General features: G+C 71.6%; 14 protein-coding genes and 1 pseudogene. 9 read left to right on the forward strand and 6 right to left on the reverse strand.

Annotation, left to right across the window (positions count from 1 at the left end; genetic code table 11):
• Positions 1-39: 39 nt before the first annotated feature.
• The 8 genes and pseudogenes from ABZ192_RS15090 (at position 40) to ABZ192_RS15125 (ending at position 6,461) form a co-directional block, all read left to right on the forward strand.
• Complete coding sequence (locus ABZ192_RS15090; RefSeq protein ID WP_356924943.1) at positions 40-849, forward strand: DeoR/GlpR family DNA-binding transcription regulator; 810 nt, start codon at positions 40-42, stop codon at positions 847-849.
• A complete protein-coding gene (locus ABZ192_RS15095) occupies positions 846-1,583 on the forward strand; it encodes an HAD-IA family hydrolase (protein ID WP_356924944.1) in 738 nt (245 codons plus the stop codon). Before ABZ192_RS15090 ends, ABZ192_RS15095 begins: the two co-directional genes overlap by 4 nt.
• A gap of 301 nt (positions 1,584-1,884) precedes the next feature.
• Positions 1,885-2,249: pseudogene (locus ABZ192_RS15100) on the forward strand (cytochrome P450).
• Between the two features lie 353 nt (positions 2,250-2,602).
• Positions 2,603-3,007: a hypothetical protein gene (locus tag ABZ192_RS15105; RefSeq protein ID WP_356924945.1), complete on the forward strand. Its 405-nt coding sequence runs from the start codon at positions 2,603-2,605 to the stop codon at positions 3,005-3,007.
• Positions 3,004-3,831 carry a hypothetical protein gene (locus ABZ192_RS15110; RefSeq protein ID WP_356924946.1) on the forward strand — a complete coding sequence of 276 codons (828 nt, stop codon included), beginning with the start codon at positions 3,004-3,006 and terminating at the stop codon, positions 3,829-3,831. The genes ABZ192_RS15105 and ABZ192_RS15110 overlap by 4 nt, the downstream gene beginning before the upstream one ends.
• A 38-nt stretch (positions 3,832-3,869) precedes the next feature.
• Positions 3,870-4,391: a roadblock/LC7 domain-containing protein gene (locus ABZ192_RS15115; protein WP_356924947.1), complete on the forward strand. Its 522-nt coding sequence runs from the start codon at positions 3,870-3,872 to the stop codon at positions 4,389-4,391.
• 106 nt (positions 4,392-4,497) lie between these two features.
• Positions 4,498-4,872, forward strand: coding sequence for a hypothetical protein (locus ABZ192_RS15120; RefSeq protein ID WP_020276893.1), 375 nt, complete (start codon positions 4,498-4,500; stop codon positions 4,870-4,872).
• Positions 4,873-4,958: 86 nt separating this feature from the next.
• Positions 4,959-6,461: an FAD-dependent monooxygenase gene (locus tag ABZ192_RS15125; RefSeq protein WP_356924948.1), complete on the forward strand. Its 1,503-nt coding sequence runs from the start codon at positions 4,959-4,961 to the stop codon at positions 6,459-6,461.
• On the opposite strand, the gene ABZ192_RS15130 is transcribed toward ABZ192_RS15125, so the two are convergent.
• The 6 genes from ABZ192_RS15130 to ABZ192_RS15155 form a co-directional block, all read right to left on the reverse strand.
• Positions 6,458-7,432 carry an alpha/beta hydrolase gene (locus ABZ192_RS15130; RefSeq protein ID WP_356924949.1) on the reverse strand — a complete coding sequence of 325 codons (975 nt, stop codon included), beginning with the start codon at positions 7,430-7,432 and terminating at the stop codon, positions 6,458-6,460. The genes ABZ192_RS15125 and ABZ192_RS15130 overlap by 4 nt on opposite strands.
• Positions 7,433-7,528: 96 nt before the next feature.
• Positions 7,529-8,023 (reverse strand): lamin tail domain-containing protein, encoded by a 495-nt coding sequence (locus ABZ192_RS15135; RefSeq protein ID WP_356924950.1) that lies wholly within the window; start codon positions 8,021-8,023, stop codon positions 7,529-7,531.
• A 143-nt stretch (positions 8,024-8,166) separates the two neighbouring features.
• The gene (locus tag ABZ192_RS15140) at positions 8,167-9,531 is read right to left on the reverse strand and encodes an FAD-dependent oxidoreductase (protein ID WP_356924951.1); all 1,365 of its coding nucleotides are present in this window, start codon (positions 9,529-9,531) and stop codon (positions 8,167-8,169) included.
• Between the two features lie 138 nt (positions 9,532-9,669).
• Complete coding sequence (locus ABZ192_RS15145) at positions 9,670-12,405, reverse strand: SpoIIE family protein phosphatase (RefSeq protein ID WP_356924952.1); 2,736 nt, start codon at positions 12,403-12,405, stop codon at positions 9,670-9,672.
• Between the two features lie 109 nt (positions 12,406-12,514).
• Positions 12,515-13,060, reverse strand: a complete 546-nt coding sequence (locus ABZ192_RS15150; protein WP_356924953.1) for a hypothetical protein — start codon at positions 13,058-13,060, stop codon at positions 12,515-12,517.
• Positions 13,061-13,088: 28 nt separating this feature from the next.
• Positions 13,089-13,547, reverse strand: a complete 459-nt coding sequence (locus tag ABZ192_RS15155) for an ATP-binding protein (RefSeq protein ID WP_356924954.1) — start codon at positions 13,545-13,547, stop codon at positions 13,089-13,091.
• A 314-nt stretch (positions 13,548-13,861) separates the two neighbouring features.
• Here ABZ192_RS15155 and ABZ192_RS15160 point away from each other — a divergent pair, with 314 nt between their 5' ends.
• On the forward strand, positions 13,862-14,092 hold the full coding sequence (locus ABZ192_RS15160) for a DUF397 domain-containing protein (protein ID WP_037673508.1): 231 nt from the start codon (positions 13,862-13,864) through the stop codon (positions 14,090-14,092).
• Positions 14,093-14,159 lie beyond the last annotated feature (67 nt).

The raw sequence follows: 14,159 nt of genomic DNA on the forward strand, positions 1-14,159 counted from the left end.
GAAACTGCGAGACCGGAGCCACCCGGAAGGAGGGGCGCAGTGACCGCCCGTACGCGACTGTCGCAGGCCGCCGTCGAGGAGCGCCGGCAGGCCGTCCTGCGCTACGTCGCCGACCACGGCGAGACCCGCATCGACGACCTCGCCCGGCACTTCGACGTCAGCTTGATGACGATGCACCGGGACCTGGACGACCTCGCCGGGCGCCACCTGCTGAGCAAGGAGCGCGGACGGGCCGTCGCCTTTCCCGCCCTCACCATGGAGACCGCCACCCGCTTCCGGGAGAACAGCGCCCTGGAGGCCAAGAACGCGCTGTGCGCGGCCGTCGCCGACCGGATCAGGCCGGGCAGCACCCTGCTCATGGACGACTCGACGACCCTGTTCCCCCTCGTGCCCAGGCTGGCCGAGCTGGACCAGCTGCACGTCGTCACCAACTCGGTCGGCCTCGCCCAGCGCCTCGGGTCCGCGCCGACCGTGCATGTCACCCTGCTGGGCGGCCACTACCGCGGCGACTTCAACTCGTGCACCGGTCCCGCGGTCACCCGCGCGCTGTCCCAACTCCACGCGGACCTCGCCTTGATGTCCGCCACCGCTGTCCTGGACGGCCGCCTCTTCCACCCCTTGAACGACTACGTCGAGGTCAAGCTGGCCATGCTCGCCGCCGCCGAGCAGGCACTGCTCCTGGTGGACCACTCGAAATTCGGCAAGACCGCCACCTACGCCTACGGCACCGCGGCCGACTACCACGCCGTCATCACCGACACCGGCACCCCCGAACCAGAACTCGCGGCCATCCGAGACCTCCACGTCCCCGTCGAGACCGTCGCATCCGAAGAGCAGCCCACCCCGTGATAGAGACCCTGTTCAAAACGCCCAGCGCCTACCGCCCCACGGACGCCGAGATGGCCGCACCCGTGCCACCGGTCGAAGCCGTCCTGTTCGACTTCAGCAACACCATCTTCCAGATGATCGACCTGGAGACGTGGCTGCGCCGGGTCGGCGCGGCTTCCGGCCGCCTCGCCCGACTCGACGAGCCGGGTGTGCTGGCAGAGACCTCGCAGCAGTTGCACACTGCCTTCCGGCTGCCCGCTGTCGTCGCCCTGCAGGAGGGCCGGGACCTCTCCTCCGAACGGCACCGCCGTGCCATGCGGGGATGGTGGGAACGAGTGGACTTCCTGCGCGGCGTGGAGGACACGGCCTACCGGGAGCTCATCGCGGCGGATGCCTGGATCCCCTACCCCGACACCGAAGCGGTGCTGCGCGCCCTGCGTGACCGCGGACTACGGATCGGCATCGTGAGCGACTTCGCCTGGGACCTGCGCACCCACCTCGCATACCACGGCCTGGGCACCCTGATCGACACGTGCGTCATCTCCTACGAACACGCCCGCGAAAAGCCCGACCCGCAGCTGTTCCTGAAGGCCTGCGCCGACCTCGGCGCCGACCCCCGCGCCACGCTCATGGTCGGCGACAACCCCGTACGCGACGGTGGCGCGACCGCCTGTGGCCTGCGCACCTACATCCTGCCCGCCGAACACCGCACGGGTGACCGCGGCCTGACGGACGTGCTCCGCCTCGTGGCCTGACGACGGCCGGGACAGACCGGTGGATGTGTTCACGCTGTGGATCCTGGCCACGGCCGGTGTCGTGTCGTGGGGCGCATCTGAGCGTTTGCTCGTTGAGTGAGCGTAACTCGATCCGTAGCCGGTAGGCGGCCGTGATGCCTGCATCCCTCGTCGACGGCCGATGCCCGGAGACCGGGCATTCTTGCGGGCGACCCGCAGGATCAACCGGACGTTGCTGCCCGTCGTCGATTCGGCCCGCCGCGAGGTGCGGCAGCTGGTCTTCACCCAGCAGGTGATGGCCGAAGTGATGCGGCTGTACTCGATGGCGTGGGCCGTTCCCCGGGTCGCCAGGAAGGACGATCATGTCGGCGAGGTGCCGGTGCCGGCCGGGACCACGCTGGTCATCTCCCCGTATCTCACCCACCGGCTCGCCGAGTTCTGGCCCGACCGCTGCGGTTCGATCCCCACCGGTTCGACAAGCCCGCCGTACGCGCGCGGCACTCCATGGCTTACCTGCCCTTCGGGGACGGCGCCCACCAGTGCGTGGGCCAGGCGTTCTTCACCATGGAGTCGGTGCTCGTCCTGGCCACCGTGCTGAGCCGCTATGACGTGCAGGTGCACGGCAATCCCCGCCCACGTCTGGGCCGTGGCCCTGGCCGCCGCGCGACCGCCTCGGCCTCACACTGACCCCGCGCAGCCGGTGAGAACCGCCCCTCTCCCGCACCGCCCCAGGAACCCGGTGACGACCGGGACCGCTGACGCCCCGTCGCGCCGGCTGGACGGCCTTCCCGTTCCGCCTGGACGGCTGCACGTTCGCCGAGTGTCGTCCTGCGGGTGAGGTCGTCATCCCGGTCGCCGGCCTGCGCCCGGCCTTGCGTGCTGCGCCGCTTCCTGTTCGATTCCGTCCGACTCTGATCACCTCTCGCTCACTTCCGGCACATTCCCCTGGAAAATGCCAAAGCCTTCACCTGGGCCGAGCACGTTCCGTAGTGTCGTGCTCACGTTCGCGGGAACGGCCGTGCAGGGGAGGGGGATTCGGCGTGCCCGGAATCGACGAGAGTCTGCTGGAGGCCATGCGGCTGCCCGGTGCGCGAGGGGCGGCGGTGGTCGACTGGATCAGTGGTCTCGCCCTGGGCGCGGTGGGTGACGCACCGGGCGGTGACCTGGAGGCGGCGGCCGCGGAGACCGCCGAACTCGCCCGTCTGGCCACGGAGAGCGGCGTGCTCGCCCCGGCCGGCGGCGACGCGGGCGGAGCGTCCGGCAAGGAACCACCCGTACAGGACCTGATCATCACGAACACCGACGCGTACCACCTGCTCAGGTTCGTCACCACGACCTTCGACAGCACCGTGTTCCTGCACTTATGGCTCGACCGCGGCGAGGGCAACCTCGCCCTGGCCCGCCTCCGGCTCGCCGAGATGGCGGACAGACTGGTGCTCGGATGATCACGCCGACCCGGACCGCACGCATGGACGAACCGGCCTCGGCCCTGCTCGGCACCCTCGCCGCCCAGGGCGCGAGCGGCGCCCTCTCCACCGAGGCGGGGATCGTCTACCTGGCCGCGGGACACGTCGTCCATGTCGAATCCGCCCTCACCCCCGACCTCGGCGATCTGCTCACCCACAGCGGCGCGCTCGCCCCGGACGGCTGGTGGGAGGCCATCGACGAGGCCGGCCGCGAGTGCCGCGTCGGCCGTCGGCTGGTGGACAACGGCCACCTCGCCGCGGGCGCGCTCGAACTGTGCCACTTGGGCGCCCTCTTCGACGCGGCGTACTTCGTCCTCGCCCACGACGGACCGGCCCTCCGCTTCCGCCCCGGAGCCGCGCACTGGCTCGGCGCGGTCCGTCCCGTGCCGGTGGACAGCGTCCTGCGCGAGTCGAGACGCCGCCGTGAACTGCTGCACCGCATATGGCCCGAGCCCGCCGTCGACCTCGCCCCGCTCGCCCGCGTCCCCGACGCCGGAACCGACCCGGCTGACCTGCCGGCCCGCCGCAGCCGCACCCTCGCCCAGGTCGACGGTGTCCGCACCGCCGCCCAGATCGCCACCGCCCTCGCCAGCCGCACCTTCCACACCCTCGTGGAACTCCGCCGCCTGGCCGCCGCCGGGCTGGTCGTGCCCAAAGTCCCCGTCCCTGCTCCAGCTTCTGCCCCCGCCCCCGCCCCCGCACCCGTGTCCGCCGAGCCGGGCCCCGCGCCTCGTCCCACGGCACCGGACGAGCCCGACACCGCACTGCTGCGACGGCTCCTGCACGCCTTGGAGGCACTGTGATCCGCGCGCGACGACAGCGTGCCGAAAGGAGACTGCTCATGGCCGTCGAGACCGACGTCCTCGACGAACTGCGTCGGCTCCGCACCCGCATACCCCGCCTGACCGGTTCGCTCGCGGCCACCGTCGACGGACTCGTCCTCGCCCACGACGTCCCGGACACCGAACCGGAGGGACTCGCGGCGCTCACCGCCGCCGCCCTCGGCGTCGCCCACCGTATGACCGACGCCGCGGCCCGCGGCGACTTCCGCGAACTGCTGGTGCGCGGCTCCGGAGGCTACGTCGCCACCTACGCGGCCGGGACGACCGCCGTCCTCACCCTCCTCGCCGAGGACCGCGTCAACGTCGGCCGCCTCCACCTGGAGGGCCGGCGCGCCGGCGCCCGGATCGCCGACCTGGTGGCCACGCACGTCGAGCCGGGCACCGGCCGCCACGCCGACCGGCCCGCGCCCGCCGAACACCTCGCGGCGGCGCCCCCGGTCACGGCCCGCCCCATCGGCACCCTCCCGGTACGCACGCCGCAGCGGCCCACCCACCAGCCGCGCCCGCAGACCGGCATCTGAGCCACCCGAGCCACCCGACCAACTGAGCCACCCGCCCCACTGAACCACCCGAACCACCGCAATCACCGACCCACCGAAGAAACACCGGACGAAAGGAACCGCTCGCATGGCCAACACGGAGACCGCGCTGAAGGAATGCCTGAGCTCCATCGACGGAGCGACGGCCGTGGCACTCGTCGACTACACCAGCGGCATGGCGCTCGGCACCCTCGGCGGCACCAAGGACTTCAACCTGGAAGTCGCCGCCGCCGGCAACACCGACGTCGTACGGGCCAAGCTGCGCACCATGGAACTCCTGGGCCTGAAGGAGGAGATCGAGGACATCCTGATCACCCTGAACTCCCAGTACCACCTCATCCGCCTGCTCAAGGGCCGCGGCGGCAGCGGACTGTTCCTCTACCTCGTGCTCGACGCGAGCCGAGCGAACCTGGCGATGGCCCGCCACCAGCTCCGCCGGATCGAAACCGACCTGGAGGTCTGAGCCGGCACCACCGGACGGGAGCCCTCCGCCGCGGACACGTCGTGGAGGGCCCCGGCATGCCGGGAGACGGGCCTACGGTGGGTCCCATGACGGCACCCCTGGACGTGCTCGTGGTGGGCGCGGGCCCGACCGGACTCGCACTCGCGACCCAGCTCCGCGCGTACGACACTCCGTTCCGGATCGTCGACCGTTCACTGGACCGTGCGCGGGAGTCACGCGCCCCCGCCATCCAGCCCCGCACCCTGGAAATGCTGGCCGGGTTCGGCGTGACGGACGAACTGGTCGACAGGGGGAACGCGGCGGTCCGGCTGCACCTGCACCTCCCCGGACGGGTGCTGCACCTGCCGGTGTTCGACGTCGGCTGCGACGACACGCCCTATCCCTTCCTGCTCTTCCTCCCGCAGTCGGAGACGGAGGCGGTCCTCACGGCCGGTCTCGCCGCACGGGACGTCACCGTCGAGCGGGGCACGGAGCTGGTGAGCGCCGAGGCGGACGGCGAGTTCGTCACCTGCCGCCTGCGCCACGGGGAGGACGGCGAGGAAACGGTGCGGGCCCGCTACGTCGTCGGCTGCGACGGCGCTCACAGCACCGTGCGCGACCAGGCGGGCATCGCGTTCGAGGGATACGCCTACCCGCAGACGTTCCTGCTGGCCGACCTGGAGGTCGACGGACTGGAGCCGGGCGCCGCGCACACCTTCATGACCGCCTCCGGCCTGCTGTTCTTCTTCCCGCTCGGCACCCCGGCCACCTGGCGGATGATCGCCACGCACCCGCCGGGAGCCCGGTCCGACGACGTGCCCCTGGCCCTCCTCCAGCAGATCGCCGACGACTGGACGACCGACCGGCTGACCCTGCGGGACCCGGTCTGGACGACGACCTTCCGCATCCACAACCGCGGCGCCGCCCACTACCGCAAGGACCCCTTCTTCCTCGCCGGAGACGCCGCGCACATCCACAGCCCGGCCGGGGGACAGGGCATGAACACCGGCATCCAGGACGCGCTCAACCTGGGCTGGAAACTCGCCCTCGTCTGCCGCGGCGCGGCGCCGGAGGGCCTGCTGGAGACGTACGAGGCGGAGCGGGCCCCGGTCGGCCACCGCGTACGGCGCCTCACCGACCGCGCCTTCACCGTCGGCACGAGCAGCCACCCGGCCCTACGGCTGGCCCGCACCCACCTCGCCCCGCTCTTCGCTCCGCTGCTCCTGCGGGTGACCGGCCCCCGCGCACGCCTCTTCCGCACGGTGTCCGAACTCGGCATCCACTACCGTCGCGGCCCCCTCTCCACCACCGGCCCGGCCCGGCCGGCGCGCGGCCCCCGGGCGGGAGACCGGCTCCCCGATGTCCCACGCGGCCTCCAGCAGCGGACCGCCGGCCCGGGCCACCACCTCCTGCTCACCGGCGCCTGGCCCGGGATGCCGCCGCTGCACGACCTGGTCGGCGTCCACCGCCTCGGCACGGAAAGTCCCTGGCCCGGCACCACCCACGCCCTGGTGCGACCCGACGGATACGTGGGTTATGTCGCCCGAGGCACCGACCTCACGGGCTTGCACACCTACCTCGACCGCTGGCTGCCCGGCTCGAAAACCTAGGCGGGAAGACCCTTCAGCCACTCGATCAGCAGCCGGTTGATCTCGACGGGACGCTCCTGCTGGAGGAAGTGCCCGCAGCCGTCGAGGATGTGAGAAGCCGTCAGTCCGGGCAACGTGGTCGGGTACGCCGCGATCGCGTCGGACAGCCAGGTCGTGGACGCGTCCAGACCGCCGCCGATGAACAGCGACGGCTGCGTGACGGGGGCGCCGGCGAAGTCCGCCAGGTCCTGCCAGTCCCGGTCCATGTTCCGGTAGCGGTTCAGGGCGCCGGTCATGCCCGTGCGTTCGAACTCCCCGGCGTAGAGGTCGAGATCGGCCTCGCTCAGCCAGTGCGGCAGCCGGCCGACGGGGAAGCGGTCGCGCAGCCGGCCTCCGCGCGCCACGAAATGCGGGTCGGCCTCCGGCATGGTGTCCGGGGACAGTGCCGCGTAGAAGCCCCCGAGCCAGCCGCGCACATCGGGCTCGATCTCCGCCTCGGCCCGGCCGGGCTCCTGGAAGTAGGAGACGTAGAACTCCTCCTCGCCGCCCATCCGCGCGAAGACCTCGCTGGGCCTGGGCCCGCCGGGCGGGGTGTACGGCACGCTCAGCAGCGCGACCGCGCGGAACATCTCCGGCCGGACCAGCGCGGACGTCGCGGCGATGGTCGCGCCCCAGTCGTGCCCCACGAGCACCGCGGACCGCTCGCCCAGCGCCTCCACGACGGCGACGTTGTCGGCCACCAGCTCGAGCATCCGGTAGGCGTCCACCTCCGCGGGCCGGGACGAGCGCCCGTAGCCGCGCACGTCGACGGCCACCGCGCGGTAGCCCGCGGCGGCCAGGGCCGGCAGCTGGTGACGCCAGGCGTACCAGGACTCGGGGAATCCGTGCAGGAGCAGGACCAGTGGCCCGTCACCCTGCTCGACGAGGTGAAGGCGGCCGGCCGGTGAAGGCACCAGGCGATGGGTGTGGTCGACGGCGGACGTCTGCGGCATGGATCCTCCCGCGTTCCGGAAAGGGGCGCTCGGTCCACCGATCATGCAGCGCCCGCCGCGACGCACACCAAGCCTGTTGCCGGTTCGGCAAACGGCTCAGCCGTGGTACGTGATGTACCCGTTGCCGTCCGGGTCGGAGCCGCTCTTGGTGTACGAGTGCACGTCGGCGCGGCTGCCGGACGGCTTGTACACGTAGATCGTGTCCTTGTCGTTGTTCCACATGAAGTTGCAGTTGTCGCGGTACACGACGTTGTTCGTGTCGGAGTCGGTCCCGTTGCCGCCGCGCAGCTTGACGTAGTCACCCGGCTGAAGGGTGTGGCTCGCCGTGAAGGTGAACTTGTTCCCCGCGGCGTCCTTCACGACGTAGCCCTTGAGGTTCACCGTCGTCGACCGCGAGTAGTTCTTGATGGTCAGGTACTCCTCGTCGGTGTTTCCCGTCGAGCAGCGGTTGGAGTCGCTCCCGGGCGCGTCGTACTGGATACCGCGGATCTTCAGCGCGGAGTCGTACTCGGCGGCCTGGGCCGGAACCGCCGTCAGGGCGGTCAGTGTTCCGGCAGCGACGGCCGTGGCCGCGACAAGGCGTATACGCATGGACGTTCGTCCCCCCTGCATGGCCCTCTGGTGAAGGCGATGTGATGGTTCGGTGAAGCATCCGGATCGTACACGGTTCAAGCACGCAAAAGGGCGGGTCCGGTGACATTGCCACCGGACCCACCCACGGGGTGGAGGAGACGTCAGGCGCCGCTGGCCCGCAGCATGTCCGCACGCTCCACGATCTTCACGCGCTCGCGCCCCTCGGGCTCGCCGAGCGCCTTCTCCGCGGCGTCCAGCTTGTACCAGCCGTCCCAGGTGGTGAAGCGGATGTTCCGCTCGGCGAGGAACGCGTCCACGGCCTCCAGGCCGGGAGAGGCCGGCGTGTGCAGCCGGCCGTTCGCGTAGTCGTCCAGCAGGTTGGACACCGTCTCGTTCGCGTCGCCCTTGGTGTGGCCGATGAGGCCCACCGGGCCACGCCTGATCCAGCCGGTGACGTACGTGGACTGCAGGTGCTCGCCGGTCTCCTGCATGACCCGGCCGCCCTCGTCGGGGACGGTGCCGGAGTCCAGGTCCCAGGGCAGCTTGGGGAGTTTGTCGGACAGGTAGCCGACGGCACGGTAGACCGCCCCGACATCCCAGGTCTTGAACGTGCTCGTGCCCTTGACGTTGCCGGTGCCGTCGAGTTCCGTGCGCTCGGTGCGCAGGCCGACGACCTTGCCGTCCTCGCCCAGGATCTCCACCGGCGACTCGAAGAAGTGCAGGAAGAGCTTGTGGGGCCGGTCGCCGACGTCCCGGATCGCCCAGTTCTCCAGGGTCTTGGCGACCATGTCGGCCTGCTTGTTGCCGCGCCGGGTCGCGATCGAGCCCTCGTCGTAGTCGATGTCCTCGGGGTCGACGATGACCTCGATGTTGGGGGAGTGGTCCAGCTCCCGCAGCTCCATCGGGCTGAACTTCGCCTGCGCCGGGCCGCGGCGGCCGAACACGTGGATCTCCTTGGCCCGGTTGGCCTTCAGACCCTCGTAGACGTTCGGCGGGATCTCCGTCGGGAGCAGCTCGTCCGCCGTCTTGGCGAGGACGCGCGCGATGTCGAGCGCGACGTTGCCGACGCCGAGCACGGCGACCTTCTCCGCCTCCAGCGGCCAGGTGCGCGGCACGTCCGGGTGGCCGTCGTACCAGGACACGAAGTCCGCGGCGCCGTAGGAGCCGTCGAGGTCGATGCCCGGGAGGGACAGCGCCCGGTCCGCCGTCGCGCCGGTGGCGAAGATCACGCCGTCGTAGAACGCGCGCAGGTCGTCCAGGCTGATGTCGGTGCCGTAGTCCACGTTGCCGAAGAGCCGGATCTGCGGCTTGTCGAGGACCTGGTGCAGGGCGGTGATGATGCCCTTGATCCGCGGGTGGTCGGGCGCGACGCCGTAACGGATCAGGCCGAACGGCGCCGGCATGCGCTCGAAGATGTCGATGGACACGCCGGGTTCGGCGGCCACCTGGGACTTGAGCAGGGCGTCGGCGGCGTAGATCCCGGCGGGGCCGGATCCGACGATGGCTACCCGCAGGGGGCGGGGCATGGTCAGGTTCCCTTCGAGCGGCGACAAGTGATCTCGCCGTGAAGCCTAAACTGAGGCATGCCTAAGTTGGTACGCGGGTCCGGTCTATGAGCTCATAAGGCGACTTTATGGCCGACCTCAGGCAGCCTTATGGCCCGCTCACGGCAACGGCTGCTCCGCCCAGATCACCTTCCCCGCGGGCAGATAACGCGTCCCCCAGCGCTCGGCGAGCTGCGCGACCAGGAACAGACCTCGCCCGCCCTCATCCGTCATCGTCGCGTACCGCAGACGCGGCGACGTGCTGCTGCTGTCGGACACCTCGCAGATCAGGTTGCGGTCGCGCAGCACCCGGACGTGGATGGGGCCGCCGCCGTACCGGAGCGCATTGGTGACCAGCTCGCTGAGGATCAACTCCGTGGTGAACGTCAGCTCGTCCAGTCCCCACTCCGACAGCTGCCGGGTGACCGCCGCCCGTACCTGGCCCACGGCCGCCGGGTCGGCCGGCACCGGCCACTCGGCGACCCGGTCGGGGGCGAGCGCCCAGGTGCGGGCGACGAGCAGGGCGATGTCGTCGCTGGAGCGGGCCGTGAGCTGCGAGTCGAGGACGGTCCGGCAGGTGTCCTCGGGGGACTGGCCGGCCCGGCCCAGCGCGTCGCGCAGCATGTCGAGACCGACGTCGATGTCCCGCTGCCGGTCCTCGACCAGCCCGTCGGTGTAGAGGACGAGCCGGCTGCCCTCCGCCAGCTCCAGTTCCGCCGTCTCGAACGGCAGACCGCCGAGCCCGAGCGGGGGACCGGCCGGCACGTCGGGGAACTCGACACTGCCGTCGGGGTGGATCAGCGCCGGCGGGGGATGCCCCGCCCGTGCCACGGTGCAGCGCCGGGAGACCGGGTCGTACACGGCGTACAGACAGGTCGCGCCGGTGACCGGGGCGCTGCCCTCCGCCTCCGTCTCGTCCTGGTCGATGCGGCCGACGAGCTCGTCCAGCAGGGCGATGAGTTCGTCGGGCGGCAGGTCGAGAGCGGAGAAGTTGTGCACGGCGGTGCGCAGCCGCCCCATGGTCGCCGCCGCGTGCAGCCCGTGCCCGACGACGTCCCCGACCACGAGCGCGACCCGGGCGCCCGACAGCGGCAGCACGTCGAACCAGTCGCCGCCCACCCCGGCCTGCGCGGGCAGATACCGGTAGGCGATCTCCAGGGCGTCCTGCTCGGGCAGGTTCCGCGGGAGCAGGCTGCGTTGGAGCGTCACCGCCATGCTGTGCTCGCGGGTGTAGCGGCGCGCGTTGTCGATGGAGACGGCCGCCCGCGCGACCAGCTCCTCCGCCAGGGCCAGTTCGTCCGTGTCGAAGGGCTCCGGCTTCTCGCAGCGCCAGAAGCTGACCACGCCGAGCAGCAGGGAGCCGGCCCGCAGCGGCACGGTGATCAGGGAGTGGATGCCGTACTCCACGATCTGCGCGGAGCGCTCGAAGTCCTGTGCCTGCCAGCCGGGGGCCTCGCTCAGCCGGGGTTCCAGCACCGGCCGGCCGGTGTCGAGGCTGCGGCCCTGCGGAGAGGACTCGACGAACCTGATCCGCTCGCCGACCGGGTAGAGAGGAGCGTCCTTGCGGATCCCGCTGAGCGCCGCACGGCTGAGCGCGGTCGCCGCGTCCGGCTGCCCGCCGCCCAGGACGGCGTCGAACAGGTCGACCGTGGCGAAGTCGGCGAACCGGGGCACCGCCAGCTCGGTCAGCTCCTCGGCCGTGCGGGTCACGTCCAGGCTCGTCCCGATGCCCACCCCGGCGTCGTACAGCATGTTGAGCCGTTCCCGCGCGGTCTCGGCCCGGCCGGACAGGGCGCGCAGCTCGGTGGAGTCGCGGAGCGTGGCGACGCTGCCGGGCGGGACGCCGGCACGGTCCGTGGTGCGCTGGTTCACGGCCAGGAGCCGGTCCCCGACGCGATGCACCTCGTCGGTGGCGTCGCGCCCGGAGGCCAGCAGCTCGGCGGTGCCGGGGTCGAGCCCCAGGCTGAGCACGTGTCGGCCCTCGGCGTCGGCGGGCAGCCCGAGCAGCCGGTGCGCCTCGTCGTTGGCGAGCAGCAGGGTGCCCCCGTCGTCGACGATGAGCACGCCCTCCCGGACGGCGTGCAGCACGGCGTCGTGGTGCTCGTACATCCGGGTCATCTCGTGCGGCCCGAGCCCGTGCGTCTGGCGCAGCAGCCGCCGGCTCACCAGCGCGGCACCCGCCGTCGCCAGGGCGAGCGCCGCCGCGGCGGCGGACAGCACGAGCGGCAGCTGACGGTCGGCGGTCCCGCCGATGTTCTTGGTCGTGACCCCCGCGGACACCAGCCCCACGACCTGCCCGTCGGGGTCCTTCACCGGCACCACGGCCTGGACCAGGGGGCCGATGGTGCCCTCGATCTCCTCGGTCACCGCCTTCCCGGCCAGCGCGGGCGCGATCGTCCCCACGAACTTCTTCCCGATGCGGTCCGGCTTGGGGTGCGAGTAGCGGACCCCGTCGGTGTTCATGACGACGATGAAGTCGACCTTCGACTGCTCACGTGCGGCCTCGGCACGCGGCTGGAGCACCGCCGTCGGATCGGGGCCCTCCAGCGCCTCGACCGTGCCCGGCGCGTTGGCGAAGGTCTCCGCGACGGCGAGGGAACGGTTGCGGGCTTCCTGAGTCGTGTCGTGCCGCACCTGGAGGACCAGCGCCACGACGGCCGCCACCACCAGCAGCAGCACGATCACCACGACGAGCAGGAACACCTGTCCGGCGACGCTGCGTCCGCCCAGCACCGACCGCAGTCCCGCCACCGGTTGCCACCGTGACGGGCCCGCCTCCCGCCGCTGCCGAGCGGACGGCGCAGCGCCGGGCCGCAGGGGCGATCGAGTCCCGGATCGACCCAAGAGTCGGACCATGTGCCATGTCTACACTGCCCGGCCGCGCGAGGCGAGGGGCGTCACCCATGGTGACAGGGGGCCCTCACCGTTTCGTCACGACTCCCGGCGCCCGGGCACCGGCATACCGTCAGGCGCTCAGGGAACGGGCGAGCTCGGTCGTGGCCCGGGCGATCTCCGTGTCCTCGTCCGCCATCAGCCGGCCGAGCTCGCCGCGCCGGGCCCGCACGGCCTGGCGGGCCGCACGCTCCCACACCACCGGGTTCTCCCGGCGGTTCAGCAGCTTCGGATAGACGGCGGCGGTGCTCTCCCACTGCCGGGCGTCGGCAATGCTCTTGAGCAGCCGGATGATCTGGGCACGGCAGGTCACCTGCGGCAGTTTCGCCAGCTCCCACAGGAAGGGAACCGTGGCGGCCGTCGCCTGCTCCACGACGAAGCCGAACTGGCAGATCCGCCTGCGCAGGTCGTCGAGAGCCGAGCGGGCCGTGTCGGCGTCACCCCAGGCGATGCCGTTGAGCAGGAGGGGAATGGCCGCCGCCGAACCGGTGGAGTCCTGGATGTCGCCCCAGGGCACTCGGTCCAGGGCCGTGAGCGGCGTGGTCCGGGCGACCCCGGACGGGGCGTCGGGGCGCTGTGGGCGCTCGCTGCTCGGGTGTTCCGTCGAAGCGCTGCGCATGGCGAGGGGCCTTTCCGCGGCAGTCGTGTCAGATGGGTGGACAGGTCGACAACCTGGCCCAGACCGTCTTGCCCGCCGGAGGGCGGGGGGTCCAGCCCCACTCCTCGGACAGGACGTCGACGATGCCCAGACCCCTGCCGTGCTCCGCCAGGGCGGAGCCGGTGGGGGCGTACACGGGCGGGTGGTCGTCGGGGTCGGAGACGGTGACCAGCAGGTGTGTGGGGTCCAGGCGGAATCCGAGCCGGATCTCCGGCGCGGCCGGAGCGCCGGTCGTGCCCGCCGTCCCCGGCGCCGCGTGCGTCGCGGCGTTGGCGGCGAGTTCGGTGATGACGAGGGTCGTGTCGTCGCAGCGGTGGTCGAGCGACCAGAAATGCAGCGTCTCGCGCGTGAAGGACCGGGCGCGCGCGAACCCTTCCCTGCTGCACTCGACGCGCAGGGCGGCCGAGGCGGCCAGGGCCCCGGAGGGCTGCGGCATCGTCTCCGGCATCGGGGGCAAAGTCCCGTACGGCATCGCCTCGTACGGCGTCACCGCGGGCGGACCGGGCGGGAATCCGGTGCTCGTGGCGGGTGCGGCTGCCTGTGCCGCAGCCCCACTGGGCGGCCGGAGCACGTGGTGCGCAGCTGATGACACGGCATCTCCCCGATGCGAGGTCAGGACGCGGCGTCACCACAGGGGTTGACGCCGCGGCTATTATCCACGCTGAAGGCGCCCCCGTGCAATTGCACGCGAAATTGCGTGAGAATCAAGCCGTGTTGGGTACCCAAGCCGGGACGTGAACCAGAAACAGCAAGGAGACCGCGGTGCCACCAGTGCAGAACGGAGTGCAGGCAAGCTCGTTGGACGCCTGCTGGATCAAGAGCCGGCACAGCAACGCCGAGGGCAACTGCGTCGAAGTCGCCCCTCTCGTCGACGGCGGGATCGCAATGCGCAACTCCCGTGACCCCGACGGGCCCGCGCTCGTCTACACGGCGGCGGAGGTGGCGGCGTTCCTGGCCGGGGCGAAGGACGGCGAGTTCGACCACCTGCTGTGAAGCCGCGTGGTCTGCCGTGATGGTCTGCCGTGAAGCCCGCGCGGTGAAGCGGAGCTCAACTCCCCAC

The organism is Streptomyces sp. NPDC006235, assembly GCF_040613735.1.
Classification (GTDB): Bacteria; Actinomycetota; Actinomycetes; order Streptomycetales; family Streptomycetaceae; genus Streptomyces.

Coding starts and splice junctions, on each gene's coding strand:
- ABZ192_RS15115 (WP_356924947.1), top strand. CDS start 3,870: ATGGCCGTCGAGACCGACGTCCTCGACGAACTGCGTCGGCTCCGCACC.
- ABZ192_RS15155 (WP_356924954.1), bottom strand. CDS start 13,547: ATGCCGGAGACGATGCCGCAGCCCTCCGGGGCCCTGGCCGCCTCGGCC.
- ABZ192_RS15135 (WP_356924950.1), bottom strand. CDS start 8,023: ATGCGTATACGCCTTGTCGCGGCCACGGCCGTCGCTGCCGGAACACTG.
- ABZ192_RS15130 (WP_356924949.1), bottom strand. CDS start 7,432: ATGCCGCAGACGTCCGCCGTCGACCACACCCATCGCCTGGTGCCTTCA.
- ABZ192_RS15150 (WP_356924953.1), bottom strand. CDS start 13,060: ATGCGCAGCGCTTCGACGGAACACCCGAGCAGCGAGCGCCCACAGCGC.
- ABZ192_RS15120 (WP_020276893.1), top strand. CDS start 4,498: ATGGCCAACACGGAGACCGCGCTGAAGGAATGCCTGAGCTCCATCGAC.
- ABZ192_RS15140 (WP_356924951.1), bottom strand. CDS start 9,531: ATGCCCCGCCCCCTGCGGGTAGCCATCGTCGGATCCGGCCCCGCCGGG.
- ABZ192_RS15125 (WP_356924948.1), top strand. CDS start 4,959: ATGACGGCACCCCTGGACGTGCTCGTGGTGGGCGCGGGCCCGACCGGA.
- ABZ192_RS15110 (WP_356924946.1), top strand. CDS start 3,004: ATGATCACGCCGACCCGGACCGCACGCATGGACGAACCGGCCTCGGCC.
- ABZ192_RS15145 (WP_356924952.1), bottom strand. CDS start 12,405: ATGGTCCGACTCTTGGGTCGATCCGGGACTCGATCGCCCCTGCGGCCC.